At 68.9% G+C, this 26,677-nt stretch carries 28 protein-coding genes; 12 read left to right on the top strand and 16 right to left on the bottom strand.

What is annotated here, in order from left to right:
- Window positions 1-36 precede the first annotated feature (36 nt).
- Genes KZ686_RS17395 through KZ686_RS17380 form a run of 4 tightly spaced genes read left to right on the top strand, consistent with a single transcriptional unit; the run spans window position 37 to window position 4,885 of the window.
- Entirely contained in the window at window positions 37-1,803 is a 1,767-nt protein-coding gene (locus KZ686_RS17395; RefSeq protein WP_149318047.1) for a carbamoyltransferase family protein, read from the top strand.
- Entirely contained in the window at window positions 1,790-2,821 is a 1,032-nt protein-coding gene (locus KZ686_RS17390) for a glycosyltransferase family 2 protein (RefSeq protein ID WP_265634514.1), read from the top strand. Before KZ686_RS17395 ends, KZ686_RS17390 begins: the two co-directional genes overlap by 14 nt.
- The gene (locus tag KZ686_RS17385) at window positions 2,818-3,945 is read left to right on the top strand and encodes a glycosyltransferase family 9 protein (RefSeq protein WP_265634512.1); all 1,128 of its coding nucleotides are present in this window, start codon (window positions 2,818-2,820) and stop codon (window positions 3,943-3,945) included. Before KZ686_RS17390 ends, KZ686_RS17385 begins: the two co-directional genes overlap by 4 nt.
- Entirely contained in the window at window positions 3,938-4,885 is a 948-nt protein-coding gene (locus KZ686_RS17380) for a glycosyltransferase family 4 protein (RefSeq protein WP_265634510.1), read from the top strand. The genes KZ686_RS17385 and KZ686_RS17380 overlap by 8 nt, the downstream gene beginning before the upstream one ends.
- Before the next feature lie 61 nt (window positions 4,886-4,946).
- Here the strand turns inward: KZ686_RS17380 and KZ686_RS17375 are convergent, their stop codons facing one another.
- The 5 genes from KZ686_RS17375 to KZ686_RS17355 are packed head-to-tail and all read right to left on the bottom strand — an operon-like array spanning window position 4,947 to window position 9,358.
- Complete coding sequence (locus KZ686_RS17375; protein WP_226106263.1) at window positions 4,947-5,870, bottom strand: glycosyltransferase family 2 protein; 924 nt, start codon at window positions 5,868-5,870, stop codon at window positions 4,947-4,949.
- A 14-nt stretch (window positions 5,871-5,884) separates the two neighbouring features.
- Complete coding sequence (locus tag KZ686_RS17370; protein ID WP_265634508.1) at window positions 5,885-6,619, bottom strand: PIG-L deacetylase family protein; 735 nt, start codon at window positions 6,617-6,619, stop codon at window positions 5,885-5,887.
- A gap of 3 nt (window positions 6,620-6,622) precedes the next feature.
- Window positions 6,623-6,967, bottom strand: coding sequence for a hypothetical protein (locus tag KZ686_RS17365; protein WP_265634506.1), 345 nt, complete (start codon window positions 6,965-6,967; stop codon window positions 6,623-6,625).
- On the bottom strand, window positions 6,964-8,073 hold the full coding sequence (locus KZ686_RS17360) for a UDP-glucuronic acid decarboxylase family protein (protein ID WP_265634504.1): 1,110 nt from the start codon (window positions 8,071-8,073) through the stop codon (window positions 6,964-6,966). The genes KZ686_RS17365 and KZ686_RS17360 overlap by 4 nt, the downstream gene beginning before the upstream one ends.
- 13 nt (window positions 8,074-8,086) lie before the next feature.
- Window positions 8,087-9,358 (bottom strand): glycosyltransferase family 4 protein, encoded by a 1,272-nt coding sequence (locus KZ686_RS17355; RefSeq protein ID WP_265634502.1) that lies wholly within the window; start codon window positions 9,356-9,358, stop codon window positions 8,087-8,089.
- 495 nt (window positions 9,359-9,853) lie between these two features.
- On the opposite strand from KZ686_RS17355, the gene KZ686_RS17350 reads away from it, so the two are divergent.
- Together KZ686_RS17350 and KZ686_RS17345 are read left to right on the top strand one after the other, a co-directional pair.
- Window positions 9,854-10,867: an SDR family oxidoreductase gene (locus tag KZ686_RS17350; protein WP_149318055.1), complete on the top strand. Its 1,014-nt coding sequence runs from the start codon at window positions 9,854-9,856 to the stop codon at window positions 10,865-10,867.
- Window positions 10,868-10,883: 16 nt separating this feature from the next.
- Entirely contained in the window at window positions 10,884-11,474 is a 591-nt protein-coding gene (locus tag KZ686_RS17345) for a diguanylate cyclase (protein ID WP_265634500.1), read from the top strand.
- Window positions 11,475-11,691: 217 nt separating this feature from the next.
- Here KZ686_RS17345 and KZ686_RS17340 read toward each other — a convergent pair whose 3' ends face one another.
- The 3 genes from KZ686_RS17340 to KZ686_RS17330 all read right to left on the bottom strand — a co-directional run bounded on the left by KZ686_RS17340 (window position 11,692) and on the right by KZ686_RS17330 (window position 13,092).
- A complete protein-coding gene (locus tag KZ686_RS17340; protein ID WP_265634498.1) occupies window positions 11,692-12,054 on the bottom strand; it encodes a hypothetical protein in 363 nt (120 codons plus the stop codon).
- Between the two features lie 18 nt (window positions 12,055-12,072).
- Window positions 12,073-12,516, bottom strand: a complete 444-nt coding sequence (locus KZ686_RS17335) for a hypothetical protein (protein WP_265634496.1) — start codon at window positions 12,514-12,516, stop codon at window positions 12,073-12,075.
- A gap of 213 nt (window positions 12,517-12,729) precedes the next feature.
- The gene (locus tag KZ686_RS17330) at window positions 12,730-13,092 is read right to left on the bottom strand and encodes a hypothetical protein (protein ID WP_265634495.1); all 363 of its coding nucleotides are present in this window, start codon (window positions 13,090-13,092) and stop codon (window positions 12,730-12,732) included.
- A gap of 349 nt (window positions 13,093-13,441) precedes the next feature.
- Between KZ686_RS17330 and KZ686_RS17325 the strand changes: the two genes are divergently transcribed.
- A complete protein-coding gene (locus KZ686_RS17325; RefSeq protein WP_265634493.1) occupies window positions 13,442-15,424 on the top strand; it encodes an ATP-binding protein in 1,983 nt (660 codons plus the stop codon).
- 132 nt (window positions 15,425-15,556) lie between these two features.
- On the opposite strand, the gene KZ686_RS17320 is transcribed toward KZ686_RS17325, so the two are convergent.
- A complete protein-coding gene (locus KZ686_RS17320; RefSeq protein ID WP_150082367.1) occupies window positions 15,557-16,066 on the bottom strand; it encodes a CinA family protein in 510 nt (169 codons plus the stop codon).
- Window positions 16,067-16,398: 332 nt separating this feature from the next.
- On the opposite strand from KZ686_RS17320, the gene KZ686_RS17315 reads away from it, so the two are divergent.
- On the top strand, window positions 16,399-16,836 hold the full coding sequence (locus KZ686_RS17315; RefSeq protein ID WP_149318062.1) for a BON domain-containing protein: 438 nt from the start codon (window positions 16,399-16,401) through the stop codon (window positions 16,834-16,836).
- Window positions 16,837-16,952: 116 nt separating this feature from the next.
- A complete protein-coding gene (locus KZ686_RS17310; protein WP_265634491.1) occupies window positions 16,953-17,420 on the top strand; it encodes a hemerythrin domain-containing protein in 468 nt (155 codons plus the stop codon).
- Window positions 17,421-17,598: 178 nt separating this feature from the next.
- Here the strand turns inward: KZ686_RS17310 and KZ686_RS17305 are convergent, their stop codons facing one another.
- The 4 genes from KZ686_RS17305 to KZ686_RS17290 form a co-directional block, all read right to left on the bottom strand.
- Window positions 17,599-17,997 (bottom strand): BON domain-containing protein, encoded by a 399-nt coding sequence (locus KZ686_RS17305; RefSeq protein WP_150082366.1) that lies wholly within the window; start codon window positions 17,995-17,997, stop codon window positions 17,599-17,601.
- An 87-nt stretch (window positions 17,998-18,084) separates the two neighbouring features.
- Window positions 18,085-18,705, bottom strand: coding sequence for a DUF4142 domain-containing protein (locus KZ686_RS17300; RefSeq protein WP_150082365.1), 621 nt, complete (start codon window positions 18,703-18,705; stop codon window positions 18,085-18,087).
- A 126-nt stretch (window positions 18,706-18,831) separates the two neighbouring features.
- Window positions 18,832-19,020: a DUF3008 family protein gene (locus tag KZ686_RS17295; RefSeq protein WP_144833264.1), complete on the bottom strand. Its 189-nt coding sequence runs from the start codon at window positions 19,018-19,020 to the stop codon at window positions 18,832-18,834.
- Between the two features lie 130 nt (window positions 19,021-19,150).
- Window positions 19,151-19,624 carry a CBS domain-containing protein gene (locus KZ686_RS17290; RefSeq protein WP_150082364.1) on the bottom strand — a complete coding sequence of 158 codons (474 nt, stop codon included), beginning with the start codon at window positions 19,622-19,624 and terminating at the stop codon, window positions 19,151-19,153.
- A gap of 199 nt (window positions 19,625-19,823) precedes the next feature.
- Here KZ686_RS17290 and KZ686_RS17285 point away from each other — a divergent pair, with 199 nt between their 5' ends.
- Together KZ686_RS17285 and KZ686_RS17280 are read left to right on the top strand one after the other, a co-directional pair.
- Window positions 19,824-21,320: a BON domain-containing protein gene (locus KZ686_RS17285; RefSeq protein WP_265634486.1), complete on the top strand. Its 1,497-nt coding sequence runs from the start codon at window positions 19,824-19,826 to the stop codon at window positions 21,318-21,320.
- Window positions 21,321-21,599: 279 nt separating this feature from the next.
- A complete protein-coding gene (locus KZ686_RS17280; protein ID WP_265634484.1) occupies window positions 21,600-21,911 on the top strand; it encodes a hypothetical protein in 312 nt (103 codons plus the stop codon).
- 88 nt (window positions 21,912-21,999) lie between these two features.
- On the opposite strand, the gene serA is transcribed toward KZ686_RS17280, so the two are convergent.
- From serA to KZ686_RS17265, 3 genes are all read right to left on the bottom strand, one after another.
- On the bottom strand, window positions 22,000-23,223 hold the full coding sequence (gene serA / locus KZ686_RS17275) for a phosphoglycerate dehydrogenase (protein WP_150082361.1): 1,224 nt from the start codon (window positions 23,221-23,223) through the stop codon (window positions 22,000-22,002).
- Window positions 23,224-23,285: 62 nt separating this feature from the next.
- The gene (locus KZ686_RS17270; protein WP_149318069.1) at window positions 23,286-24,014 is read right to left on the bottom strand and encodes a hypothetical protein; all 729 of its coding nucleotides are present in this window, start codon (window positions 24,012-24,014) and stop codon (window positions 23,286-23,288) included.
- Between the two features lie 121 nt (window positions 24,015-24,135).
- The gene (locus KZ686_RS17265) at window positions 24,136-25,476 is read right to left on the bottom strand and encodes an MFS transporter (RefSeq protein WP_265634481.1); all 1,341 of its coding nucleotides are present in this window, start codon (window positions 25,474-25,476) and stop codon (window positions 24,136-24,138) included.
- A gap of 131 nt (window positions 25,477-25,607) precedes the next feature.
- On the opposite strand from KZ686_RS17265, the gene KZ686_RS17260 reads away from it, so the two are divergent.
- The gene (locus tag KZ686_RS17260; protein ID WP_265634479.1) at window positions 25,608-26,522 is read left to right on the top strand and encodes a LysR substrate-binding domain-containing protein; all 915 of its coding nucleotides are present in this window, start codon (window positions 25,608-25,610) and stop codon (window positions 26,520-26,522) included.
- The last annotated feature ends 155 nt before the right edge of the window (window positions 26,523-26,677 follow it).

Raw genomic sequence — 26,677 nt, 5'->3', positions numbered from 1 at the left:
GGAATCGCGCAGAGGGAATCGCGCAGAGGAGCCGCCATGTACACGCTTGGAATCAACGCCGCCTATCACGACACCTCCGCCTGCCTGGTGCGCGACGGCGAGGTCATCGCCGCGGCGGAAGACGAACGGTTCACGCATATCAAGCACGGCAAGCGGCCGGTGCCGTTCACGGCCTGGGAGCTGCCCTACCATGCGATCGACTATTGCCTGAAGGAGGCCGGCATCACGCTGGCCGATATCGACCATATCGCCTATTCCTTCGACCCCGCGATCATGCTCGGCGAGCGGCGCCACGACGAGACGGTGACGCTGCCGCTGGAGCCGTCGCGGCATGCGCAGCCCGGCGTGGCCGATTCCCCGTGGGACCCGCTGTTCCTGTCCTATGTCGTCAACGCGCCGCGGCAACTGGTGTCGGGCGTGCCGCATCACCTGCAGAAGCGCTTCGCCACCGTGCGCAGCAGCGCCGAGGCGCCGTACCGCTGGCACTACGTCGAGCACCATATGGCGCACGAGGCCAGCGCTTTCCTCGCGGCCCCGTTCGACCGCTGCGCGGTGCTGACGATGGACGGCCGCGGCGAGAGCGCCACCACCAGCTATGGCGTGTTCGACGGACGCGACTACCGCCGCATCAAGCAGATCGACTTGCCGGATTCGCTCGGCCTGCTGTATGAACGCGTGACGCGGCATCTGGGCTTCCTGCATTCGTCCGACGAGTACAAGGTGATGGCGCTGGCCTCGTATGGCGAGCCGACCCGCGCCGACGTGTTCCGCGCGATGGTCCATGGCGACCGCGAGGGCGGCTATCGCATCGACCAGGCCGACCTCGAAGCGGTACTGGGGCCGCCGCGCGTGCGCGGCAGCGAATTCACGCGCGAGCATTTCAATATCGCGCGCTCGCTGCAGCTGGTGCTCGAGGAGACGGTGCTCGGCATGACGGCGTGGCTGGCCGCCGAGACCGGCGAGCGCAAGCTGGCGATGGCGGGCGGGGTGGCGCTCAACTGCGTGATGAACGCACGGGTGCGCGACCAGGGCGCGTTCGACGAGGTCTGGGTGCAGCCGGCCGCCGGCGATGCCGGCACCGCGCTGGGCGCGGCGCTGTGGATCGACTGGCAGCAGCGCGGCAAGCCGGCGCGGCGCTGGACGATGGAGCACGCTTATTACGGCCCGGCCTTCGACGAGCAGGAGATCGCGGCCTTCCTGGACCAGGCCAAGCTGCCGTACCGCCGGCTCGACGACGTTGCCGGCGAGACCGCCGAACTGCTGGCGCAGAACAAGATCATCGGCTGGTTCCAGGGCCGCATGGAATTCGGCCCCCGCGCGCTGGGCGCGCGCTCGATCCTGGCCTCGCCGATCGATCCGTCGATGCAGCAGAAGCTCAACCAGATCAAGGACCGCGAGGACTTCCGGCCGGTGGCGCCGGTAGTGATGGAGGAACGTGCCGCCGAATGGTTTACGGCGGCCTGTCCCGGCAACTGGCGCGCGCCGTTCATGCTGTTCGTGTTCGACGTCAAGTCCGGGCGCGAGGACCGCATCCCGGCGGTCTGCCACGTCGATGGCACGGCCCGCGTGCAGACCGTGCGGCGCGAGCAGAATCCCGCCTACTACGACGTGCTGGCCGCCTTCGAGCAGCGCACCGGTGTGCCGATCCTGGTCAATACCTCGTTCAACACGCGCGGCGAGCCCATCGTCTGCACGCCGCGCGATGCGGTCGAATGCTTCTGGACCTCGCCGCTCGATGCGCTGGTGATCGGTCCGTTCCTGCTGGAAAAGCCTGCGCGGGAGGGCGCCCATGCCGCTGCATGAGCCCGCGGATCAGGCAGTCGGCCACGTCGAGACCCCGGACGCCGAGCCGCTGGTCTCGGTGGTGATCCCGACCTACCGCCGCCCGGACCTGCTGCACCGCTGCCTGCGCGCGATCGGGGTGCAGCAGTTCGGCGCCGGCACGTTCGAGGTAATCGTCGCCGATGACGGTTGCCAGCCCGAGGTCGAGCGCCTGGTCCAGGAACTGAACGGCGCGTGGCCGCGCTGCACGCTGCGCTATCTGCCGGTGCCCGACACGCAAGGGCCCGCCGGCGCCCGCAACGCCGGCTGGCGCATCGCGCGCGCGTCGGTGATCGCGTTCACCGACGACGACACCATTCCCGATCCTGGCTGGCTGCGCGAAGGCTGCCGGGCGCTGTCGACCTCGCCGCAATGCTGCGCGATCACGGGCAGGGTGGTGGTGCCGCTGCCGGCCCGTCCGACCGACCATCAGCGCGATACCGGCGGCCTGGCGACCGCGGAGTTCGTCACTGCGAACTGCTTCGTCCGCAAGGAGGCGCTGCTGAAGGTCGGCGGCTTCGACGAGCGCTTCACGCGCGCGTGGCGGGAGGACTCCGATCTGCAGTTCCGCCTGCTGCAGCAGGTCGGCCCGATCGGTACCGCGCACGGGGCGATGGTGGTGCATCCGGTGCGGCCGGCTCCGTGGGGCAGCAGCATCGCCGCGCAGTCCAAGGTGTTCTTCGACGCGCTGCTGTACAAGAAGCATCCGCGCTGGTATCGCGAGCGCATCCGCCCGATTCCGCCCTGGCACTACTACGTTTCGGTGCTCGGCTTGCTGGTCGCCCTGGTCGCCGCGCTGGCCGGCCATGCCGCGATGGCATGGAGCGGCTTCGGCGTGTGGTTCGTGCTGACGGCGTGGTTTTGCTGCCGCCGCCTGCGCGGCGCGGCGCTGACCCCTTCGCATGTCGCCGAGATGATCGCGACGTCGATTCTGATTCCCCCGCTTTCCCTGTACTGGCGCCTGCGCGGCGCCCTTGCCTTCAAGGTTGGTTTCCTATGATCAGATTCGCGGACCGTCCGCGCCGGATCGCCGTATTCCGCGCGCTGCAACTGGGTGACATGCTGTGCGCGGTGCCGGCGCTGCGCGCGCTGCGCAAGGCCGAGCCCGATGCGGCCATCACGCTGATCGGCCTGCCGTGGGCGGCCTCGTTCGTCGAGCGCTTCTCGCATCTGATCGACGACCTGATGGTGTTTCCCGGGGCGCCCGGCATGCCCGAGCAGCCGATCCGCGAAGAGGAAACCCAGGCCTTCTACGAGCAGGCGCGCGCGCGCCGGTTCGATCTGGCAATCCAGCTGCATGGCAGCGGGCTGGTGACCAACGCGATCGTGCGGCAGCTGGGCGCGCGGCAGATGGCCGGATTCCGGCCGGTCCCCGCGGCGCCGGTCGCGGGCCGCGCCGAACGCAAATGGCAGCCGGGCGTCGTCTCGTACGGCGCGCGTCCGGTGAAGGAGCTGCTGATCGACTGGCCGGGCGGCAACGAGATCGAGCGGCTGCTGGCGCTGACCAGCCGGCTGGGCTATCCGCCCGATGGCATCCAGCTCGAATTTCCGCTGCGGCCCGCCGACAACGCGGCCTGGCAGCGGCTGGCGTTGATGTACGACCTGATGCCCGGCAACTTCATCTGCGTGCATCCCGGCGCGCGCATGCATTCCCGCCGCTGGCCCGTCGAGCGCTTTGCCGCGGTGGCCGACGTGTTGCGCCAGCACTGGAAGATCGTGGTGACCGGCACGCCCGATGAGGCGGAACTGGTCGGGCGGCTGTGCGACACGCTCGGTTCGCCGGTGATCAATCTGTGCGGCAAGACCGATCTGGGCGCGATGGCGGCGGTCGTCAAACACGCGCGGCTGCTGCTGTGCAACGACACCGGCGCCTCGCATATCGCCGCGGCGATGCACACGCCGAGCGTGGTGGTTTCCTGCGGCAGCGACAGCGCGCGCTGGGCGCCGCTCGACAGCTCCAGCCATCGCGTGCTGGCCGACTATCCGGCCTGCCGCCCGTGCATGCATCAGGATTGCCCGGTGGGCCACCTGTGCGCCGAGGGCGTCGGGGTCGACGAGGTAGTGGCGGCCGCGATGGCGATGACCGGCCAGTCGCGCGAGACGCAGGAGGTCAGCCATGCGTGAGCGGCTGCGCATCCTGACCTGGCACGTTCACGGCAATTATCTGTACTACCTGTCGCAGATCCCGCACGACCTGTACCTGGTGACCAGGCCAGGCTCGCCGCCGGGCTATGCCGGTGCCGTCGGCGCGCTGCCCTGGGGCGCCAACGTGCACGAGGTCGCCTACGAGGACGTGCCGAACCGCGAGTTCGATTGCGTGCTGTACCAGCACCAGCGCCATTGGGACAGCGATCGCGAGACGCTGCTGACCGAGGCGCAGCGGCGTCTGCCGACGATCTTCCTCGAACATGATCCGCCGCAGCAGCATCCGACCGCGACCGTGCATCCGGTGCAGGACCCGAACGTGATGCTGGTCCATGTGACGCCGTTCAATGCGCTGATGTGGGACAGCGGCGTCACGCCGCACTGCGTGGTCGAGCATGGGGTGGTCGTCGATCCGTCCGTGCGCTACAGCGGCGAGGCCCCGCGCGGCATCAGCGTGGTCAACAACCTGACCAAACGTGGGCGCCGGCTTGGCGCCGACATCTTCGCGCAGGCGCGCGAGCAGGTGCCGCTCGATCTGGTCGGCATGGCTGCGGAAGAGGCCGGCGGACTGGGCGAGGTGCCCAATCCCGAGCTGGCGGCCTTTATCGCGCGCTACCGCTTCTTCTTCAATCCGATCCGCTATACGAGCCTGGGGCTCGCCGTGGTCGAGGCGATGATGATCGGCATGCCGGTGGTCGGGATGGCGACGACCGAGATGTCGACGGCGATCCGCAACGAATACAACGGCTATGTGGATACCCGGCTCGAGCGGCTGGTCGAGGTGATGCGGCGGCTGATCGACGATCCTGGCCTGGCGAGGGAGTGGGGCGAGCAGGCGCGCGCCAGCGCGCAGGAACGCTTCGGGATCGGGCGCTTTGTCGAGGATTGGTGCGAGGTGTTGCGGCAGGTGACGCAGTAAGAGGGAAGGGGCTGGGCGCTCTCGCGAAGGGCAGGCGGCCCAATTCCCCACCTGCCGCGCCTTACCGCATCTGCGCCGACCCCAGATACCGCCGCAACTGCTCCACCGTCGGCGGAATCACCGTGCGTTCGCGCAGCACCCATGGCAGCCCGCGTGCGGTATCGACGCATCCCGCCAGTCCGCCTTCGCGCAGCAGCGCCGGCAGCATGCGCAGGCTCTCGCGCAGCGCCGCGCCCGCCGGCAGGCGCAGCCACGCCGACCAGATCGCATTGCGCGCCAGCAGGCGGCGGCGCATCCTGTGCGCGCGGATCGGGCAGGGCTGGTGGTAGGCGATCAGTTCGGGGCAGTAGACCAGCTGCCAGCCGAGCGCCGCCAGATCGAGCGCCAGCAGCGTTTCCTCGCCGCCGATGAAGAGCCGCGGATGGTAGCCGCCGGCGCGGCGGTAGGCGTCCACGCGGAACACCGTCGCACCGGCGAGCAAGCCGAGGATCGCCTTGCCCGGCAGGCCCGCCGACGGCAGCGGACTGTCGGCCATGATGCGGCTGATCGGGTCGGTCTGCGGCTCGCTGTCCTCGCGCACCACCATCAGGTGCGCGGTCAGCGCGGCGACGTCCTGATGGCGGTCCAGCGTGTCTGCCGCCAGCTTCAGCGCGCCGGCATGCCACCACGTATCGTCGTCGCAGAACGCGACATAGGGCGTGCGCGCCCAGTCGACGCCGACATTGCGCGCCGCGGCGCCGAGATTGGCCGGCAGCCGCAGCAAGGCCGCCTGCGGAAAATCCCGCCGCACCATGTCGGCGGTGCCGTCGCTCGAGCCGTTGTCGACCACCGCGATGGCGGGACGCTCCGGCAGCGCGCACAGCCGTGACAGCGTGGCGCGCAGCCATTCGCAACGGTTGTAGGTCAACACCACCACGCTGACGCGCGTCTCCACCTGCGCCCGCGCCTGCGATTGCCGGCCGCCGCCGGGCGCAGGCGCCGCGATGCCGTCCGCTACGCTCACACGCTGCCCTCGCTGGTGCAGGCGGTCTGGGCCTCGGTCGCATCGCCGGCGCTGGCCTCCCACTGCCAATAGCGCTCGGGCGCGCTCAGGTCGCTGATCGTATTCGAGTCGAACATGGCGAGCTGGCTGGCGTAGGCGTTGCAGGCGCGAGCCTTGGTGGCGGTGTGCTCGCCGATGGCCAGGTCCACCGGCGTGGACACGGTGCCGGCCGCGTGCCAGCGCGCCAGCAGCTTGTGCAGCATGCCGGGTTTGCGCCGGTAGATCGCCTCTTCGTAATAGAGCCAGGGCGGACCGCCGTGATCGCGTTCACGCCACAGCCGCGCGCAGGCTTCGTGCACCAGCGTGTGGTCCGAATGGTAGAGGCCGCATGGCGCCACCACGGCGCAGGCGTTATGCAGCGAGATCACCTTCGACAGTTGCGCGGCGATCTCGCCCGCGGTGTGGCGCCGGTTGTACTGGCTGTCCAGAAAATCGAGCCAGACCGGCTGCGCGTCGAGGATGGCGAGGCCGGCGCGGTCTTCCTCGCGCCGCGACAGCACCGCCTGCGCCGCACTGGAGAAGCCGGCGCGCCGGTCCCAGTCCGGCGCCGGCATGTCGACCGGCGGTACGCCGGCGAAGACGGTGACGACCACGGAGCCGGGGCAGGCCGCCAGCAGATTGCCGCAACTGAATACGGCATCGTCCAGGTGAGGCGATACCACCACCAGGGGAACGGAGACCGACAGGGACATGGTTCAATCCGGTTCGGTTTGCAGGTCCGCGATGGTGCAAGGATCGCGCCAATCGGTGGCGCTGGGTGTGGTGGACTGTGTGATGTCCGGCGCCGTATCTGCAGTGGTGCCGGGCGTGGCGCCGGAAGGGGTGCCGGAATTGGCGACAGAAGCGGCGCCGGAAACCGGGCCGCCGATGGTCCGCGCCGCGGGGCTGCGGTGCGTAAAGGTGTCGGCGGCCCAGTAGATCTTGCACGAGGGCAGGTCGCCAAGCTCCCGATAGAGGCCGCTGCGCGCCGCGTGCAGCGCTTCGGCGCGGCGCCGATGCCATTCGAGCCGGTAGACCAGGAAGGTGATATTGCCGCTCATCGCGTCGCTCCCCTCGGGCTTGGACCGGCCCCGCGCCGCGGCGCCAGCGTCGCCATGCCGGCCGCTGCTTGCGCGGCCTGTGCCGCCGCGGCGAGTCCATTTTCGGCCTGTGGCGCGACGGTGTCGTTGACCGCGGGCGCCGGCATGCCGGCACCGCGCGCCAGCCGCTCGGCGAAGTAGGCGACGGTGCGCCGCAGCCCTTCGTCCAGGTCGATGCGCGGCGCCCACTGCAGCTGCAGCCCGGCCTGCGTGATATCGGGGCAACGCTGGCGCGGATCGTCCTCCGGCAGCGGGCGCATCACGATCGGTGCGGACGAGCCCGTCGCCGCCAGCACCTTGCGCGCAATCTCCAGCATCGACAGCTCGCACGGATTGCCCAGGTTGATCGGTGTGCTGTGGTCGCCGGGCGCGTCCATCAGCCGGATCAGCCCTTCGATCAGGTCGTCGACATAGCAGAACGAGCGGGTCTGCGAGCCGTCGCCATAGACGGTCAGCGGCTGGCCCGACAGCGCCTGCGTGATGAAGTTGGACACCACGCGGCCATCGGCGGGATGCATGCGCGGGCCGTAGGTGTTGAAGATCCGCGCGATGCGCACGTCGACGCCGTGCTGGCGGTGATAGTCCATGAACAGCGTCTCCGCGCAGCGCTTGCCTTCGTCGTAGCAGGAGCGCGGACCGATCGGATTGACATGGCCCCAGTACGACTCCTGCTGCGGGTGGCAGTCGGGGTCGCCGTAGACCTCGCTGGTCGACGCCTGCAGGATGCGGGCCTTCACGCGCTTGGCCAGCCCCAGCATATTGATCGCGCCATGCACGCTGGTCTTGGTGGTCTGCACGGGATCGCTCTGGTAGTGGACCGGGGAGGCCGGGCAGGCCAGGTTGTAGATCTGGTCGACCTCGACATAGAGCGGAAAGGTCACGTCGTGACGCATCAGCTCGAAATTCGGCTCGCGCAACAGGTGCGCGATATTGTCCTTGCTGCCGGTATAGAAGTTGTCCACGCACAGCACGTCGTGTCCGGCCTGCACGAGCCGGTCGCACAGATGCGAGCCGAGAAAGCCCGCGCCTCCTGTGACCAGCACGCGGCGTCGATTGGCTTCTTTCATGGGGTCGCTCCGTTCAGGCCGCGACTTGCGGCGCTTGCGCCGTGTCGTCGACGGTGACACCGGCCAGCCGCGCATATACCGTTTCCATCCGCGCGGCGACACCGGCCCAGGTGAAATGCGCGTGCGCGCGGCGGCGGCCGGATGCGCCCATGCGCTCGGCCAGCGTCGGGTCGCACGCCAGCCGCGCGAGCCGAGCGGCCAGCGCCGCGGGATCGTTGGGCGGCACCAGGTAGCCGGTACGGCCATTCAGCACGGTGCTGCGGATGCCGCCGACCGCGGCGCCGATCACCGGTACGCCGCAGGCCATCGCCTCGACCGGCGTGATGCCGAACGGCTCGTACCACGGCGTGGTGACGAACACGTCGGCCGCGCTGTAGAACAGCCGCAATTGCTCGCGGCCGCGCCGGCCGACGAAGGTCACCGCGTCGGCCACGCCTTCCTCGGCGGCGATCTTCTGCAGCCGGCCGATCTCCGGCGTCGCCGCGGGGCTGGGCTGATCGGAATTGCCGCCGACCACATACAGCCGGGCGCGCAGGCCGAACGCGCGCCGCAGCTCGCCCATCGCACGCACCACGTTGTCGATGCCCTTGCGCGGCACCATGCGGCCGAGCTGCAGCACCGAGAATTCATGCGACGGCCAGCCGAGCGCGCACCGTGCTTCGTGGCGCGGCACCGGCGAGAATTCGTCGCCGTCGAAGCCGCACGGCACCGTCTCGATCGTGCCGGGATCGGCGCCATAGAGGCGGATCAGGTCGTGCCGGTCCTGCGGGCATTCGGCGATCACGCAGTCCGACTCGCGTACCAGCCGCTCCTCGATCTCGAAGCGGCAGTCGGGAAAGCCGTCGGCGCTGCCCTGGTGCTGGCGCCTGACCTTGCCGAGCGCATGGAACGTCATGACCAGCGGAATATCAAGCTTTTGCTTGACGCGCAGCGCCGCCAACCCCGACATGAAGAAGTTCGCGTGCATCACCATATAGCCGACGCGATCGCGCGCCATGAATTCGGCCATATACGCGCCGAACTCGTCCATATAAGGCAACAGCTGTTCCTTCGGCACGTGGACCGCGGGGCCGGCGGGAACATGGATCACGCGCACGTTCGGAGCGAACGCCACGACCTCGGGCAACAGGCCCTTGTCGCGGCGCGTGAACACGTCCACCGGATAGCCTCGCTTGCCAAGATGGCGCGCCAGCTGCGCCACGTAGATGTTCTGTCCTCCACTGTCCACGCTACCCGGCCCGGCCAGAGGGGAAGCGTGCTCGCTGATCAGCGCGATCCTTTGCATGGTTGGCTCCCAGGGGAGCGAGCTGCCGGCCGTCGCAGCCGGGCGATCCGCTCGCTAGTAAAGCCAGCGTGATTGCAGCTTGCATGCCAGCGTGCGACTTCTCAGGCTGTTGACGGCGAGAAGCGTTATATCGCTTCTCGTTCGGTTCCCATGCCGCACATGAAAATCTGCGCGGGCGTTCGCAGGGCGCTGTCCGGCGCCATGGCGAAATTGCAGCATTTTGTAATACGCGCTAGCAGGCGGCGATGGGCCGGTGTTGCGTGTCTCGCGTGCGCGACGCACCGGCGCTCCGTTTGCGTTGCGTTTGCGCTGCGTGCGCACTTCCGTTGCACAACGGTACCGCGGTAGGGCACGAGCATCGCCGGAGCAACTCCGGGAACGCTCTTTGCAGGAAGGTCAAGGCTGCCGGCGGCGAGGCCCGTGCCGGCTGCCACGCGCGTGGTGCGGCGCCGCGATGCGGTGGATGGAGACCCGGGCCGCTGGAGTAGCAAGCAGATGAGAATGACGCTGAAGAAAATCGGGTCGCAGGTGATCGTGATCACCGGCGCCACCAGCGGCGTGGGCCTGCTCGCGGCGCGCAAGGCGGCCGCGCGCGGCGCGAAGCTGGTTCTTGCGGCGCGCAGCGAAGAGGCGCTGCACCAGCTCGCCGAACAGTTGCGCGAGACCGGTTCCGAAGTGATCACCGTGCCGACCGACGTCGGCGATCTCGAGGCGGTCAAGGCGCTCGCGCAAGCGGCGATCGAGCGCTTCGGCGGCTTCGATACCTGGGTCAACAACGCGGGGGTGACGATCTACGGCCGGTACAACGAGGTACCGATGGAGGACCAGCGCAAGCTGTTCGATACCAATTACTGGGGTGTGGTCCATGGCTCGCTGGTCGCGGCCGCGCATCTGCGCGAGCGGGGCGGCGCGATCATCAACATGGGCAGCGAGGCCTCCGATGTACCGCTGCCGCTGCAGAGCGCCTATGCCGCGTCCAAGCATGCGATCAAGGGCTTTACCGACTCGCTGCGGCTCGAGCTCGAACAGGAACGCGCGCCGGTGTCGGTCACGCTGATCAAGCCGGCGGCGCTCGACACGCCGTTCGCCAGCCATGCCAAGAACTATCTGGACGTCGAGCCGGAACTGGCGCCGCCGGTCTACGATCCCGAGATGGCGGCCGAGGCGATCCTGTTCGCCGCCGAGCATCCGCGCCGCGACATGTTCGTCGGCGCCGCTTCCAAGGCCATGTCGTCCGCGGCTTACCACATGCCGGCCCTGTACGACCGCGTGATGCGGCGCTTCCTGGGGCGCGCGCAGTGCACCGCCCGTCCCGCGGGTCCCCGCGAGAACAACGCGCTGTTCCAGGCCACCAACGACCTGGTCGAGCGCGAAGGGCGCCGGCACGTGGTCCGCACCTGCCCCTATACCGCCAGCACCCGCCATCCGGTGATGACCGGCGCAATGGTGGTCGGCGCGTCGCTGGCGCTCGCAGCGGCGCTGGGCATGCGGCGCACGCGCATGCGATGAGCGATGAGCAGCAACGATGGCTGAGGCGGCCACGCTGATCCTGATGTACGGCCTGGTCCCGCTGTGGCTGGTGGCGGGACTGGGCGACTGGGCCTGCCATCGTCGCGAACGGATCGAGCGCAATGCGGGCACCTACGAATCGGCGCTGCATCTGCTGATGCTGGCCGAGGTCGGCGTGCCGGTGCTGCTGGCGCTGTTCTTCGAGGTCAATGCGCTGGTGCTGGCGATCATGATCGTCGCCGTGGTGGTGCACGCCGCGACCGCCTGGTGGGATGTGCATTACACGTACGGCCGCAGGGTCATCGGCCCGACCGAACAGCATATGCACGGGCTGCTGGAGGTGCTGCCGTTATCGGCGGTGGCGCTGGTGGCAGTCGCGCACTGGCCGCAGGCGCTGGCGCTGTTCGGACTGGGCGGCCGGGCTCCCGACTTCTCGCTGACGCCGAAACAGCCGCCGCTGCCCGGTTGGTATCTCGCCGCGGTGCTGGCGGCGACGGCGCTATGCGGGGTGTTGCCCTTCGTCGAGGAGTTTTATCGTTGCCGACGCTGGCGGCGCGAGCATGGCGCCGAGCGCGAGCAGCGCGCGGCGGTGGTGACGGAGGGGTGAGGGAGGCGGACGTTAAGGTGAATGACCTCAGGCGAATGACCTCGGGCGAATGACCTCGGGCGAATGACCTCGGGCGAATGACCTCGGGCGAATGACCTCAGGCGAATGACCTCAGGTGAATGACCTCAGGTGAATGACCTCAGGTGAATGACCTCGGGTGAACGCGCCAGGGTGAGTGAACTGAGGTGACCGACCGGTCGGAAGGCCGGCCCGCCGCTCAGCCGACCCGACGCCAGCTGCGCACGACTAGGTAGGCCCCATAGGCCGCGGCCAGCGCGAAGATGACGCCGACCACCACCGCATTGTCGCTGCCACCGGCACTCGGCAGGCGCGCCAGCCAGCCTTCTCCCCCCAGCCAGATGACCGCCTCGTGCACGGCCGCGACGACCAGCAGCGTCATTGCCAGCGCATCGAGCAGGCGCATCCATGCCGGCCGCGTGACCGGCGGCGTGGCAAGCGGCGTGGCGGCCGGCGGCACCGGGTCCGCCGGCGCGCGGCGCAGATCGGCAGCGGGATTGCGCGGGGATTGCGCAGTGGGGGAATTCGGCGAGTCGGGTGAGTTGGGCGGATTCGTCGGCATCGACACAGCCTTCGTGGTCTAGCGGTGTGGCAGCGGCCGGTTGACGGTCGGCCGCCACGGCGAGCGGCGCGTGGTGGCCGGGTACTGCTCGCGCGTCAACTGCTCCAGCACCCGCAGCAGGTCGGCCGCCTCGTGGTAATAGCGGATCAGCCAGGGGCGCAGCATCGGATCCTCCAGTTCGCCGCGCAGCAGCGCCCCGCAGGCGGCCACCGAACGCCCCGCCCGGCGGCAGGCCAGCTGCAGCGGCGTATCGCCGGGGCGCTCGCGATGCGCCGCGCCATCCCCGCGCGGCGGTGCGGCGGGCGTACCGGCGGCGCGCTGCGACAGATCGGCGGCGGCGCGTCGTTGCAGGTTGGCGCGGTGGATCAGCAGCGCCCGCAATTGCGGATCGGCGGCGCTCACCGATGCGGCTTCGAGCGACTGCCCGCAGAGCGCGGCCAGTTCGCCCAGGGCCGCCAGCATGGCGGCCGGGTCGTCTGGAGACGGAGAGGTCGATTTCACAGTGTGCGGACGGTTCGGCAAACGGGCTTGGGCAGACACGGCAATCTCGGCTCGGCAAGGGGGGCGGAGGTCGTGCGGATCGGTGGGATCCGGGGCGCGCTACCGCATGCCGGGGCTTGGCTGCGTGCTGATGGCGGCGTGCTCTAGTGTTTTAGAACGTTTTTCGGAATTGGTTCAGGTGTTTTCCACCGGCGGCTCACTTTCTTCCGGATTGCCGCCGGGGCGCTTCACCGACGGCGGCTCGCCGTTTTCATCGGGGAGATCGCGCCCGGCCGCGGGGTCGGACTCGCTTGCGGAGCTGCCGGCGCTGTCGCGCTGATCTCGCTGACTGTCTTGCCGACTGTCACTCCGACTGTCGCGCTGGCCATTGCGGCCACCGGCATCGGGCGCGCTCTGCGCCGGGGTAGGGCCGGAGGTCTGGCTCCCGCCCGGATCGTTGCGTTGGCCGACCGGGGCGCTGGTTTGCCGCCCGGTATCACCGGCGCCGGTGTTGCCGGTATCAGGGGATGCGGTCCCGGGCCGAGATTCTGTTGCCATGCGTCCACTCCGTCGAAGGCAAGTTGCACTTCCCACGCATGAGCACTAACCATGCCAATCGCGATTGCTGGCACCGCAGCCCTCTGCACCGCGAGGCGCGGCGCGATACGCCCGGTTTTCGGCCGGTTTTACATGGACGTTGTAATTCGTTGGCCAGGCTGGGCCGCAAGCAGGGCGGTTCCGCGCGGCGTCCGGCGCGGCAGTCCGGCGCGGCAGTCCGGCGCATACGGGACCCGCCCGGACGCGGACTATAGCTTTTGACCCTCCCGGTCTTGCGGCCTCGCTACCGCTCACTAAGCTGGCTCGCACCCGGCCGAACGGCGATGCCATCCCGCGCCCGGGTCCCGCCATGAACCCCTTCGATTCCGCCGAGGCCACGCAGGCCGATCCCCAAGCCGATTTTCCGCTGCGCCGGCGCGTCACCGCGCTGCTGCTGGCCAGCACCCTGCTGTTGCCGCTGTGCCTGCTGGCCGGCTGGGGATGGCTCGCGCTGCGCGATGCGTTCGCCGATGCCCAGCGTCAATGCGCGCTGCTAGCACGGGTGGTGCAGGAGCACGCCAGCAAGGTGATGGAGAGCAACCGGCTGGCTGACCAGCGCCTGCGCGACCTGACGGTGCAATGGAGCAACGCGGACATTCGCCACCATGAGCTCGAACTGCATCGGCGCATGGCGCGGATGGGCCGTGGTCTGCCACAAGCCCTTGCACTCGGCATCTTCGGCGACGACGGCACGCTGCTGGTCAGCAGCCTGCTCTACCCGGCGCCGATGCTCAATATCTCGGAACGGGAGGACTATCGGGCGATCATGGTCGATCGCGAGCCCATGCATCTGTCCGCGGTGCTGATCGGCGGCGTGATTCCCGAGCCGGTGTTCAAGGCCAGCATGCCGCGCATGCATGGCCAACGGCTCGCCGGCATCGTGTCGATCTCGCTGCGGCCTTCCTATTTCGCCGACTTCTACCGGCAATTGCTCGAGCACACCGACGGTTACCGCGCGGCACTGGTGCGCAGCGATGGCGCGGTGCTGGCGGCGTATCCGTGGCCGGACCCCGACGCGGCGCGCTTCGCGGCCATGGTGCGGCATGCGCGGGACGGCGACGCAGCACAGCGAGTCGAGCGCGCCGACGGCCATGCGTGGCTGGTCACGGTCCATCCGGTCGGCGACGGCGTGGCCAGCGCCATGGTCAGCGTGCCGTATCGCGTGGTCTATCGCGCCTGGTGGCAACGCATGGCGCCCGCCTCGCTGGCGGCGGGCATCGTCTCGGCGGTGCTGTGCCTGTCGTTATGGAGCGCGTTGCGGCGCATTCGCGCCGAGGAAGCGGTACGGCGGCGCTGGCGCGACGAATGCGCGCGCCGCGAACAACTGGAAAAGCGCTATCGGCAGTCGCGCAAGTTCGAGGCCATGGGGCAGCTGATCGGCTCGGTCGCGCACGACTTCCGCAATGTGCTGGCGGTGATTTCGGCCTATACCGACGTGCTGCTGCTGCGGCCCGGTGTCGCGGGAAATGCGGACCGGGCCGAGCGGGCGGACCGCGCCAACCGTACCGCGCTGGCCGGCATCCGCAAGAGCCTGGCCAGCGGCGCGCTGCTGGCCGAGCGGCTGCTCGGCGTGGTGCGGCGGCGCGAGCATCGCAGCGAGGCCATTGCGCTGCACGAGGAGCTGCAGCAATGCGATCCGCTGATCCGCGCGACGCTCGGCTCCGGCATCGCCTTGCGCTATGCGCTCAGTCCCGATTGCCTGCCGGTCCTTGCCGACCGCTGCGAGCTGGGTCTGGCGCTGTTGAACCTCGCGGCCAACGCGCGCGATGCGATGCCCGAGGGTGGGGTGCTGGAGATCGGTGCCGCCAATCTCGGCGCGGCCTATGGCGGTGGGGCCTCGCTGCCGCCGGGACTCGCCGCGCGGCGCGGGTCAGCGGAGCCGTCCGATGATGTCCATCTTGCTGGTCGTACCAATACTGCCGATCGTGCCGATCCTCGGGCGGAAGCTCACGCCGAAGAAGACCGCGCCGGAGCACACCACGCCGCAGAAGACCGCGCGGACGAAGACCGCGCCGAAGACGATTCGCGCGATGCCGCGACGCCGATGCGCGGCGTCTACGTGCGGCTCTGGGTCAGCGACAGCGGCATCGGCATGCCGGCTCACGTCGCGGACCGGGCGCTTGAGCCGTTGTTTACCACCAAGCCGGACGGCGCCGGCACCGGTCTCGGCCTGAGCCAGGTCAGCGACTTCTGCCGCGAGGCGGGCGGTGCGGTCACGGTGCGCTCGGCTCCGGGCAAGGGAACCACGGTCACGCTGTTCCTGCCGGCGTGCCAGCCGTCCCGTCGCGCCTGATCTCATCGGGGCACGCGTTGCCCGGCCAGCTTGGCCGGCGAGTCAGCCCGGCCGGCAAGGTCAGCAAGGTCAGGGAGGTCAGCGAGGTCGGCGAGGTCGGCGAGGTCGGCGAGGTCGGTGAAACCAGCGAGATCATCGCTCCCGCTGCTGTGCCAGCGCGTAATAGCGGGCGATCTGCGCCAGTGCGAATTCGGCGGCCGCCTCCCGCACCTCGTTGCGGCCGCCGCGCAGGCGTACCGTCTCCGAAAACTCGACGGTACGGCCGTCGCCGCGACCCGTCTGCCTGAAGATCCAGGCGAAACACTGCGTGCCGGGCGGCGTGCCGTCATCGCCCTTGCCGTCCGCAATGCCGGTGTTGGCGATCGCCAGGTTGGCATCGGTCAGCGCCAGCACGCCGCGCGCCATCGCCAGCGATACCTCTTCGCTGGTCAGCCCATGGCGGCGGATCGTTTCCGGCGACACGCCCAGCACGCGATGCTTGATTGCCGGGGCATAGGCCACCACCGCGCAACGCAGCGCGTCGCCGCAGCCGGGCACATCGGCGATGCGCGCGGCGATCAGGCCGGCCGTGCACGATTCCGCGGTGGCCAGGCGCAGGCCATGCCGCAACAGAAAGCGTGCGGCCTCCTCATGGGCATTCATCTCGTTTTCCTCCCGCTTTCCCAATCCAAAACGACATCGACATCCACATCGCGTGTGCAGATTCCATGCCACCGAGGCGCCTTGGTCAAATCTGCACGCTTTGCCACGTGGCGCGCGGCGGACATCGGGAAAGTGTGTAAAAAGCGGCGCTGCATGCAATTCCGAACGCCGTAAACACGCCGGCAGCGGCCATTTCCCGGCGAGAGCGTGTGCAAGAGTGGCCGTCGTGCCGGCGGTATGGATATTGCGTCTTGGCTCGAAGCCGCAGGTTGGATGCGCCTCAGCGCCGGCCCGCGGCGATCGATGCAAACCGGAGCACAAGGAGTCGAGGCATGCAGCAATCCACCAGCAATCCGCGAGAACGCAGTGTCACCGGGGCACCGTTTGCCGCGCCGGGGACCCGCACCGACCGGTCTGGCGACGAGGTGCGCAGCCGCAGTGCCGATCCCGGTCAAAGCAGTTACGGCGGCTTCAAGAACGAAAACCCGAGCTATCAGCGGCAAGGCGATGCCGGCCGCGGTGCGGGCAACCGCATCAGCTATTCGGACGATCGCATTCTGGATCGGGTCTGCGAGCGCCTGTGGCGCGCGGGGCTCGATGTCAGCGAGGTATCGGTCCGCGTCGAAGGCGGCCACGTCACGCTCGAAGGCCAGGTCGGCAGCCGTACGGCGCGCCGGCAGATCGAGGAGTGTGTCGACGCCTGCCAGGGCGTGTCCGATATCGAGAACCGGATCCGGGTCGCGCCGGATCGCAGCGAGTCCCGGGCCTGACGGCACCCGCCGAAAGGTAACGACGGACCGGATGGAAACAGGGCTTCGGTAACGGCCCACGCAGCACTGACGCAGCACCACAAAGCAATTCCCCACCACGATAAAAGGAGTTTCGCATGGACAAGTCCAAGATTCCGACCGCGCAACGCGCCGCGCTGAGCCTGCTGCTCGACGACCACCGCAACGTCAAGAAGCTGTTCAAGTCGTTCGAGAGCGCGAAGGAGCGTTCCGAGAAGGAGCAGATCGCGCAGCAGACCTGCCATGAGCTGACCGTGCATGCGCAGATCGAGGAGGAGATCTTCTATCCCGGCTTGCGCGGGGTCCACGAGAAGATCGACGAGATGCTCGATGAAGCGAAGGTCGAACACCAGGTCGCCAAGGACCTGATCGCGGCGATCGAAGGCGGCCTGAGCGGCGAGATGCTGGAGGCCAACTACAAGGTGCTGTCCGAATACGTCAACCACCACGTGCAGGAAGAGGAGAACGAACTCTTCAAGATGGTCATCAGCAAGAACGTGGAGCTGGGCGAGATGGCCGAGCAGATGACGGCCCGCAAGGAAGAGCTGATGGGGGCCATGGCGTAAGGCTCGTCACTAAGGCCTCGTCACCGAGGCTCGTCGGCTGAGGCTCGCCTGACGGCCTCGGCTGCCTGCGGCGCGGATTCATACCGCGCCGCAGGCGTTTTCAGCGGCCGTGCTGCGGTCTCACAGCGGCGCGGTCTCACACCTGCGGCCTCACACCCGCGGTCTCACACCCGCGGTCTCACACCTTGTGATGGATCGGCCCGGGCGGCGGCGGCAACGGTGCGCCGCGTTCTCCCCGCTCGCCGGGCTCGGGCGCGTCGATGGCATCGGCGGCCTCGGCTCCCGCGATCGGGCTGGCCGGTTCGCTGTTATCGGCCGCCTGCAGTTCGTTGTAGACGCCGAGGATGCCGGGACCGATGGCCGCCGCCTTGGCGATGCGCTCGGCGGTCGGCAGATCGGCCACGCGTCCGCGCAGCCGGATGCGCTTGTCCTCGATGCCCACCTCGATGCCCTGCGGCAGGGAGCCGCCGAATTCCTCGGCGATATGGTCGCGCGCCTGCCGGAGCAGGTCGTCGTCCTGCGCGGAGGTGGCGGCGGCGGTCGGCGGGGTGGGCTGAGAAGGAATGGAGTCTGGCATGGGCGTGCTCGCTGAGGCAGGAAAGCAAAGAGAGGCGCGCGCCGTTGTCTTCGCGCGCCCGTCCAGTCGGGAAATCGGACCGCGACCTCATCGCTGCGCGATCCCGCTGCGCCACGTCATGGTCCGCGTGGACATCGACTTGCCCTGCGACAGGCGCTCTTCCAGCATCGGCAGCGTGCGCTTGGCGAAGGCCCGAAGCGCCGGGTCCTTGCCGATCTCGGCCTGCCGCTGGAACAGCGCCAGCGCCTGGCGATTGGCGTCGACCGCGACGATCTGCACGAACATGCGGTCGAACTCGGCGCCCTTGAGCGAGCGCAGCTTGGTGACCTCCGGCGCCTCCGGCAGCCGCTGTTCGGGCTGCACGCCCTTGCTCTGCGCGATGCGTGCCAGTTCCGCCGCGAGCGCGCGGTAGTCGCGGGCCGCGCTGCGGGCGTAGGCCAGCAGCGTCGGATCGGCGGAGACCTCGAGCGCCATGTTGGCGGTCTCGACGCCCATTGCCGCGGTCAGGATCGCTTCGTCGATAAAGCGCAGGTCGTCCGTCGACAGCGAGGTCGCAGGCGGCTTGGAGGCGCCCGTGGGCGGCGTCGCCAGCGGCGAGGCCGCGCCGGGCTGCGCCGGCGCCGGGCCCGCGGCCAGCGCGGTGGCCAACGCGGCGGCGGCCAGCAGCAGCCGGGCCGCCGTGCGAGGGGTGAATGCGCTTGTCGTCATCGCGAATCTCCATCGACGGACGTCGCCGGCTGGTGAGCCCATCAGTCCCATCGGACCTCTCGGACCCATCGGGCCTGACGGGCCTATCGGACCCGATCGGACCCGATCGGACGCCGGTGACTTGCATCAGCTCTCGGACTTGTGGTCCGGCTTGCCCTTCTGCGGCGTCGATGCCATGTCGTGCAGTTCCTTCTCGCTCATCGACTTGTACATCGACTTCGACGCGCCCTTGAGCTCGCCGACCTTCTTGTCGCCACGTTTGGCCGACAGCGCGGCCCCGGCGGCCATTTGCTGCGATTTCGATTTGGCTGGCATCGTGTCCTCCATTGAGTCATCGAATCGGGTGGGCGGGGATCGGTGCAATCTTGCAAGCCTTGTAAATCCCGGTCGTTGCCTGCCCCCGCAGGCAAGCGGCATTCGACGTCGGCGCGACGTCAGCGCGACATCAGCGGGACGGCTGCGCCGGTTGCGAAACGCCCTGCAGCGCCTCGCCGGTACCGCCGGTGTCGCCGGTCTTCACGGCCAGGTCGCCCAGCGACACCATGCCGACCAGATGATGATCCTTGTCGATCACCGCCAGACGGCGGATCTGATGCGCCGCCATCTTTTCGCGCGCGGTGTCGATGGACTCGTCATCGCTGCACCACTGCACGTCCTCGCTCATCGCCTGGGTCACCTTGGTGCTGGCGGGGTCCGCCCCAGCCGCGGTGCAGCGCACGGTGATGTCGCGGTCGGTCACCATGCCGGTCAGCCGGCGCCCGTCGCAAACGGGCAGCGCGCCGACATCGAGCTGGGCCATCAGTTCGGCCGCGCGCTTGATCGTGTCGTCCTGCGTCAGAAAGGCTGGCTGTGCGGTCATCACATCCCGAAGAACGCCGCCGGACCGCTGGGCGCCGCCTCCTTGCATCTGGGTTGCCATCGTCGTTTCTCCTTGCGGATAGTTGGCACTGCGCGCGTTTCGCACGCATCCACGGTTTCGCAAGATGCGTTCCAGAGCGCCTGCGCGGATGACGCCGCCGTGACACGCAGTGCGCGACCGATCGACGCGGCGGTACGGTTCTTGCGCGGCATGACGGATACGGGCGCGCATCGCGCCGGACCACCTGCAGGAGATCGATATGCGAAACGAATCCATGCGACGCAATCGGCCAGAGCAATCCTGGCCTGGCTACGATCAACGTGACGATGGCTGGAGCGACAACCGTTCCGAACGCTGGGCCCAGGATGACTGGCAGGCGGAATCGGACGGCAACGATTGGGAGTCGCGCTGGCGCAGGGCACGCCTGACGCCGTACCAGCTCAGCGAGGGCGGCCCGCCGCGCGGCGCCTTCGAGGACGACGACACCTATGGCACCGGCTACGGCCGCGAGGCCGGCCGGCAGAGCCAGCCATACCGCAGCGGCAGCAGCAGCGGCACCAGCAGCGGCTATGGCGAGGGACGCTACAGCGGCGAGCAATACACCAGCGGTCAATCGGGCCGCGGTGAATACGGCCGTGCTCAAGGCGGCGGTCAAGGCGGCGGCCAGTATGGGCGCGGCCAGTACGGGCGCGAGCATGGCGGTGGCCGATTCGGTGGCGGATACAGTGGCGGGTACAGCGGCGAGTCCGGCTATGGCTCTGAATATGGGTCGGAGTACGGTGGCCAGTATGGCGGCCAATACGGGGGCCAATCTGGCGGCGGATATGGCAGCGAGTATGGCGGCGGATATGGCGGCGGATATGGCGGCGGATATGGTGCCGGATATGGCCGCGGCGAGGAACGCGGCGATTGGCGCGGCCGCGGCAAATCGTCGACCCGCCGCAACGAATATCGCACCGATCCCTGGCAGTCCGGCTACTCAGGCGCCGCCGCGCTTGAGACCGGCACCGGGCCCTCGTACGCCACCGGCACGCGCGGCGACGAATGGCGCGAGGAAGAGGAGCGCTACGGCGGGACCACCACGTGGCGCGGCGGCCAGCGGCAGGGCATGCGCAACCGCGATCAGGACTGGCTGCGCGAAGCCGAACGCAGCAGCGGCTACAGCAATGCCGGCACGTCGAACTACGGCTGGGACCGCTTCGACGACGATTGGCCCGGCCGCAACTATGCCGTGCCGGAGCACCGCTACGGCGGCGACTATCGGGAGGAATGGTCCGGGCGCGAGGCGGGCCGGCAGTCGGCCGGCGAATTGAGCTATGGCGGCGGCTACAGCCGCTACGGGCGCGACGACGGCCGCTACGGGCGCGACGATGACCGCGAGGAGCACGGCCCGCTGTACAACATCGGCCGGCGCATCGGCGAGGCGGTCAGCGAATTCTTCGGCACCGACGATCGGCCGCAGCGCCGCGTCGGTCCGAAGGGCTATCGCCGCAGCGACGAGCGTATCCGCGAGGCGGTGTGCGAACGGCTTGCCTATGCCGAAGGGCTCGATGTCAGCGAGGTGACGGTCGATGTCAACGGCGGCATCGTCAAGCTCGCCGGCACGGTGCGCAACCGCAACGAGAAGTACGACATCGAGGACCTGGTCGACAATGTCTTCGGCGTAACCGACGTGGAGAACGACATTCGCGTCCGCCGCGACAGCGGCGAATCGCCGGCGAAGATGGACGATCTGAAGGGCTGGACCCCGGACTGATCGGCCGAGGCTCCGGCGCCCGGGCAGGCCCCGGCAGGCTGCGTAGGCGGTCGGTGCAGCGGGCGGTGGAGCGGTGAAAGCGGTGAAGTGGCGGCGGTGAGGCGGGGCGGTGAGGCGGGGCGGTGAAGCGGGGCGGTGAAGCGGGGCGACCGCCTGGCGCCCGCCCGTTCCATCCCGCCAGCCCGCCTTGCGTGCGCTGCCGCACGCGTGTCAGACAGGCGCCGATGGCGCCGCGCCACCCTCTGGGCAATACTGCGCTCACAAAACAGGGAGGGCGCCATGACCGCCAATGAGGGTTTCATCGCCGCCAACCGGCCGGCGGCACAGCCCGATGCCGGCGCACCGGCATCGGCCCAGGCCAATGCCGAAAAAAGGCGTGCGCCATGGTGGCAGCCGGGCGTCTACTGCAGCGCACCGGCCGTATTTCTGTGGATTGCCTCACGCCTGCCGGAAGACATGCTGTCGCAGATGTTCCGCGGCGAATCGATGCCGCTCGTGCTGAATCAGCTCGGCGACGCGCTGTTTTTCTGCGGCTGGGTCATCAGCGCGATTCTGCTGTGGGGCAGCCGGCGCCAGGGGCCAGCGGCCTGACCCGCCGATCCCATCTGCAGGTCTCTGCTGCAGATCCCGCCATTACCGGCCATTACGGCCATTACGGCCATCAACCGTCATGAACCGCCTACGAGGCCGCACCGGCCTCGTCGCGCCTGAGCACGCGCAGCCGCAGTACGCCGGGCAGCGCGGCCAGCGCCTGTTCGAGTTCGGCCGAGGGCGCCTTGTCCAGGTCGGTGACGACATAGCCGGTGGTGCCGCGCGTTTCCAGATGCTGGCCCGCGATATTGATGCCCTCGCGCGCGAGCAGCGTGTTCAACGCCGCCAGCGCGCCCGGCGCATTGCCGTGGACGTTCAATAGCCGCGCGGGGCAATCGACCGGCCCCGGATCGACCTCCGGGAAATTGACCGCGCCGATGGTGGCGCCGGTCGTCAGATAGTTGACCAGCTTGGCGGCCACCTCGACGCCGATGTTCTGCTGCGCCTCCTCGGTGCTGCCGCCGATATGCGGGGTCAGCAGGACGTTGGGCAGGTTCTGCAGCTCGCTGACGAACGCATCCTTGTTGCTCTTCGGCTCGCTGGGGAAGACGTCGATCGCGGCGCCGCCGACCCGCCCGTCGCGCAGCGCCTGCGCCAGCGCGGCAATATCGACCACGCTGCCGCGCGAGGCGTTGATCAGCATCGCGCCGCGCTTGAAGGCGGCCAGCACGGTGGCGTCGATCATGTTGCGCGTGCGCGGCGTCGCCGGTACGTGCAGCGTCACGACGTCGGCATGCGCGACGGCGTCGGCCAGCGAGCCGGCCGCCTTGGCCGAGCCCAGCGACAGGCGCGGCTGCACGTCGTAGTAGACCACCCGCATGCCCATCGCCTCGGCCAGCACGCCGACCTGCGAGCCGATATTGCCGTAGCCGACGATGGCGAGCGTCTTGCCGCGCGCCTCGAAGGCGCCGGCCGCGCCCTTGGCCCATTTGCCGGCATGCGCCAGCGTGTTCTTTTCGGGAATCCGGCGCAGCAGCATCACCGCCTCGCTGACCACCAGCTCGGCCACCGACCGGGTATTCGAGAACGGGGCGTTGAATACCGGGATGCCGGCCGCGGTCGCGGCGGCGAGGTCGACCTGCGAGGTGCCGATGCAGAAGCAGCCGATCGACAGCAGATTCGCCGCATGGCGAATGTCCTCGGCATGCAGATGGGTCGCCGATCGAATGCCGATCAGCTCGTTGGCGGCCAGCACTTCGTGCAGTTCGCCGCCGGCCAGCGCACCGGCGCGGCGGTCGACCTGCAGTCCGGCCTCTGCCAGCCGTTCGCTGGCGCTTTCGTGAATGTTCTCGAGCAGCATTACCTTGGTCATCGCGGCCTCGTGTGGCGGTCGTGGTGGGCCCCGACGGTGTCGGTGCAGCGCTCTATCTTGCCTCAACTTCGGCAGGGAAGTGAGGTAGGCGACGATTTGCGGCGCGCCGGGCGGGCCGGCATCGGACCGCATTCGACAGTCTTGCCGGCCGCGGACGGGACCGCGATGGATGCCTTCGCGGCGCGCTCGGGCGACGCGGATGCGTTCGGCGATCTGGACGATGTTGACGATCTGGACCCTTGGGAGGACCTGGCCGAAGCGCCCAGCATCGCATGCGCGCGAATCAGCGAAATCTCTTCGCCGTCGGCATCGGCGTGTTGTGCATCGCGCCGGTCGCTGAATTCGTTCAGGTTGGCCTGCATCCGCTGCAGCAGCGTCGACAGCATCGTGCGTTCGTCGCTGCTGAACGGGCTGACCGACACCGAATGCAGGGCCTTGAGCGACTGCGCAATGCGCTGCACGCGCGCGCGCTCGGCCTCGGGGACGACGGGCTGCGCCTCGGGCTGGGCCGGGCCGCAGGTCATGCCGGCGCGATCGACGAAGGCGATCCAGCGGTCGCGATGCAGCTCGGCCAGCAGATGCTCGCCCATCTCGACGTCGATCAGGATCGCACCCAGATACGGCCGGTGCCGGACATAGTCGCCGCGCGCGACGGCACGCAGCAGGATCCATTTGACGTAGGTCAGGCCGGAGGTGGACAGCGTCGAATCCAGCGCGCGCTGCCAGGCCTTCATCGCCTCGACCAGGGCCACGATCGTCGGCTCTCCTGCATCACTGCGGTGCAGCGTCATCCATGTCTCCCTGTCATGTTTTTGAACGGCGTAACGTACACGAAAACCATGGCAGTTCGAGGGCAACTAAGGGAAATCGAGAACAAGGAATCCCCTCGATATGACGGCTGCGCCGCAGGTTTCAAGCCGGCGCCATCGCCGTCTCGCGATGACCGACCGGCCGGTCGTCGATTGGCCAGTGCAGCACGGTCGCGCCGAGTCCGACCACGATCGCGCCCATCCACACCAGGTCGTAGGAACCGGTCCGATCGAACAGATAGCCGCCGAGCCAGACGCCGAGGAAGGAGCCGAGCTGATGGCCGAGAAAGACGAAGCCGAACAGCGTGGCCACATAGCGGGTGCCGAACACCTGCGAGACCAGGCCGCTGGTCAGCGGCACGGTGCCCAGCCAGACGAAGCCCATCACCGCGGCGAACACGAAGACGCTGACGCTCGAGAGCGGCACCAGCAGGAACAGCGCGATCGCCGCGGTGCGCAGCAGATAGATGCCGCTGAGCGCGCGATGCCGCCGCACATGGTTGCCGAGCAGGCCGCACAGATAGGTGCCGGCGATATTGGCCAGCGCGATGATCGCCAGCGCGATCACGGCGTCGCGCGCGGGCAGCCCGCGGTCGAGCAGATAGGCGGGCAGGTGCGAGGCGATGAAGGCGAGCTGGAAGCCGCAGGCCAGAAAGCCGATATTCAGCAGCCAGAAGCCGCGATGGCCGCAGGCCTGGCGGATCGCGGCGCGCATCGATTGCTGGTTGTCGTTCGCGCCGGCCGCTGCTGCGGTGGGGGCGGTGGCCGATGTGGCCGATGTGGTCGGTGCGGCCGGTGCGGTGGCCGGTGCGTCGACTGCCCGAGCGCCCCGCTCGCGCAGCGGCCACACCAGCGGCAGGGCCACCAGCACGCACGCGGCCATCGCCCACAGCGCGGCGCTCCAGCCGATCCGCTCGACGCCGGCCTGCACCGCCGGCACCAGCAGGAACTGGCCGAGGCCGCCGAACGAGCCCGCCACGCCCAGCGCCCAGCCGCGCCGCTCGGCGCTGACCAGCCGGCTCAGCGCGGCGAACACCACGCCGAAGGTCGTGCCCGACAGCGCCAGGCCCAGGCAGATGCCGGCGCTCCAGACAAAGGCGGCGGTGGTCGTGGCCTGCGTCATCGTGTAGAGCCCGAGCGCATACAGCAGCAGGCCGGCCAGCATCACGCGCGCCGAGCCGAAGCGGTCGGCGATCATGCCGGCGAAGGGCTGCGCCAGCCCCCATACCAGGTTCTGCACCGCCATCGCGAAGCCGAATGCCTCACGCGTCCAGCCACGCTCCATCGTGATCGGCAGCAGGAACAGCCCCTGCACATGGCGCATGCCGAGCGCGAGGCCGAGGATCAGGCCGCCGGCCACGACCAGTACCAGGGGATCGGTGGCGGACAGCCGGGGAGCGGGGGAGGCGGAACCGAGCGGAGAGCGGAGGCGGGAGCGGGACATGGTCGTGACGGCCTTCGAATGAGCGGTTAGCATGCGGTGGAATCACCGGATTCCATTAAGCCGGCTGCATGCGGGCAGCTCAATTGATTTCTTCGTCCGCTCGCATGCGCTCCACGAATGTGAAAACCGCCATGCAAACCCTCGTCAGCCTGCCGTCGCTCGATCTGCTCAAGGGCTTTGTCGCCGTCGGCCGGCGCATGAGCATCACGCTCGCCGCCGAAGACCTGTGCCTGACCCAGTCCGCGGTCAGCCGGCAGATCAGCGCGCTGGAGGCGCAGCTCGGCGTCCAGCTGCTGGTGCGCCGGCATCGCGCGATCGCGCTGACCGGCGCCGGCGAGCGGCTGTTCCGCAGCGCCAATGCCGCGGTCCAGCAGATCCAGGACGTGGTCGGCGAACTGCGCGTGCAGGCCGCGCAGCGGCCCGTCACGCTGACCGCCAGCGTCGGTGTCACCGGACTATGGCTGCTGCGCCGGCTGGGGCGTTTGCAGCAGGCGCATCCCGAGCTTGAGTTGCGGCTGTCGGCGAGCAACCGGGTGGCGGACCTGCGCGCCGAGCAGATCGACCTGGCGATCCGCTACTGCGCCGCCGACCATGCGCCGCCGGGCGCGATCGCGCTGTTCGGCGAGACCATCGTGCCGGTGGCCCATCCCGCGCTGGGCGTCGCGGCGATCGACAGCGTGCGGGCGCTGCATGGCCTGAATCTGCTCGAGCTGGACGACGACACCAATCCGCGGCTGCGCTGGCGCCACTGGCTGGAGGAGCGCGGCTGGCAAGGGGCGAAGCCGCGCGCGATGACGCAGTTCAACCAATACGATCAGGTCATCCATGCCGCGCTGGCGGGGCAGGGCGTTGCGCTGGGACGGCTGGAGCTGATCCGCGACCTGCTCGACGACAGGCAGCTTGGCGTGGTGGCCGCGCCGCCGCCAGCCGCGGGCGACAGCTTCGGCTACTGGCTGATCCAGGCGGACGAGCGGCCGCGTCCCGATGTGCTGAAGGTGGTGGCGTGGATTCGGGCCGAGGCGGCGGGGCATCGGATCGGCGGCTGATTTTCCCGAGTCCGGCAGTGGGTCTCTCTTGATGATGGTCAAAATACTGTATAAACATACAGTATCCGAAAGCTGAGTTTCTTTGCGCTTTGAAGTGCACTGAAGGCTCCTTGAAGCGCAGAGAAAGCGCTTTGAAATGCATAAAAAGCGCATCG

The sequence above is a fragment of the Cupriavidus cauae genome (genome assembly GCF_026210475.1).
Lineage (GTDB): Bacteria > Pseudomonadota > Gammaproteobacteria > Burkholderiales > Burkholderiaceae > Cupriavidus > Cupriavidus cauae.
This window is presented reverse-complemented; position numbering and strand designations above follow the sequence as displayed.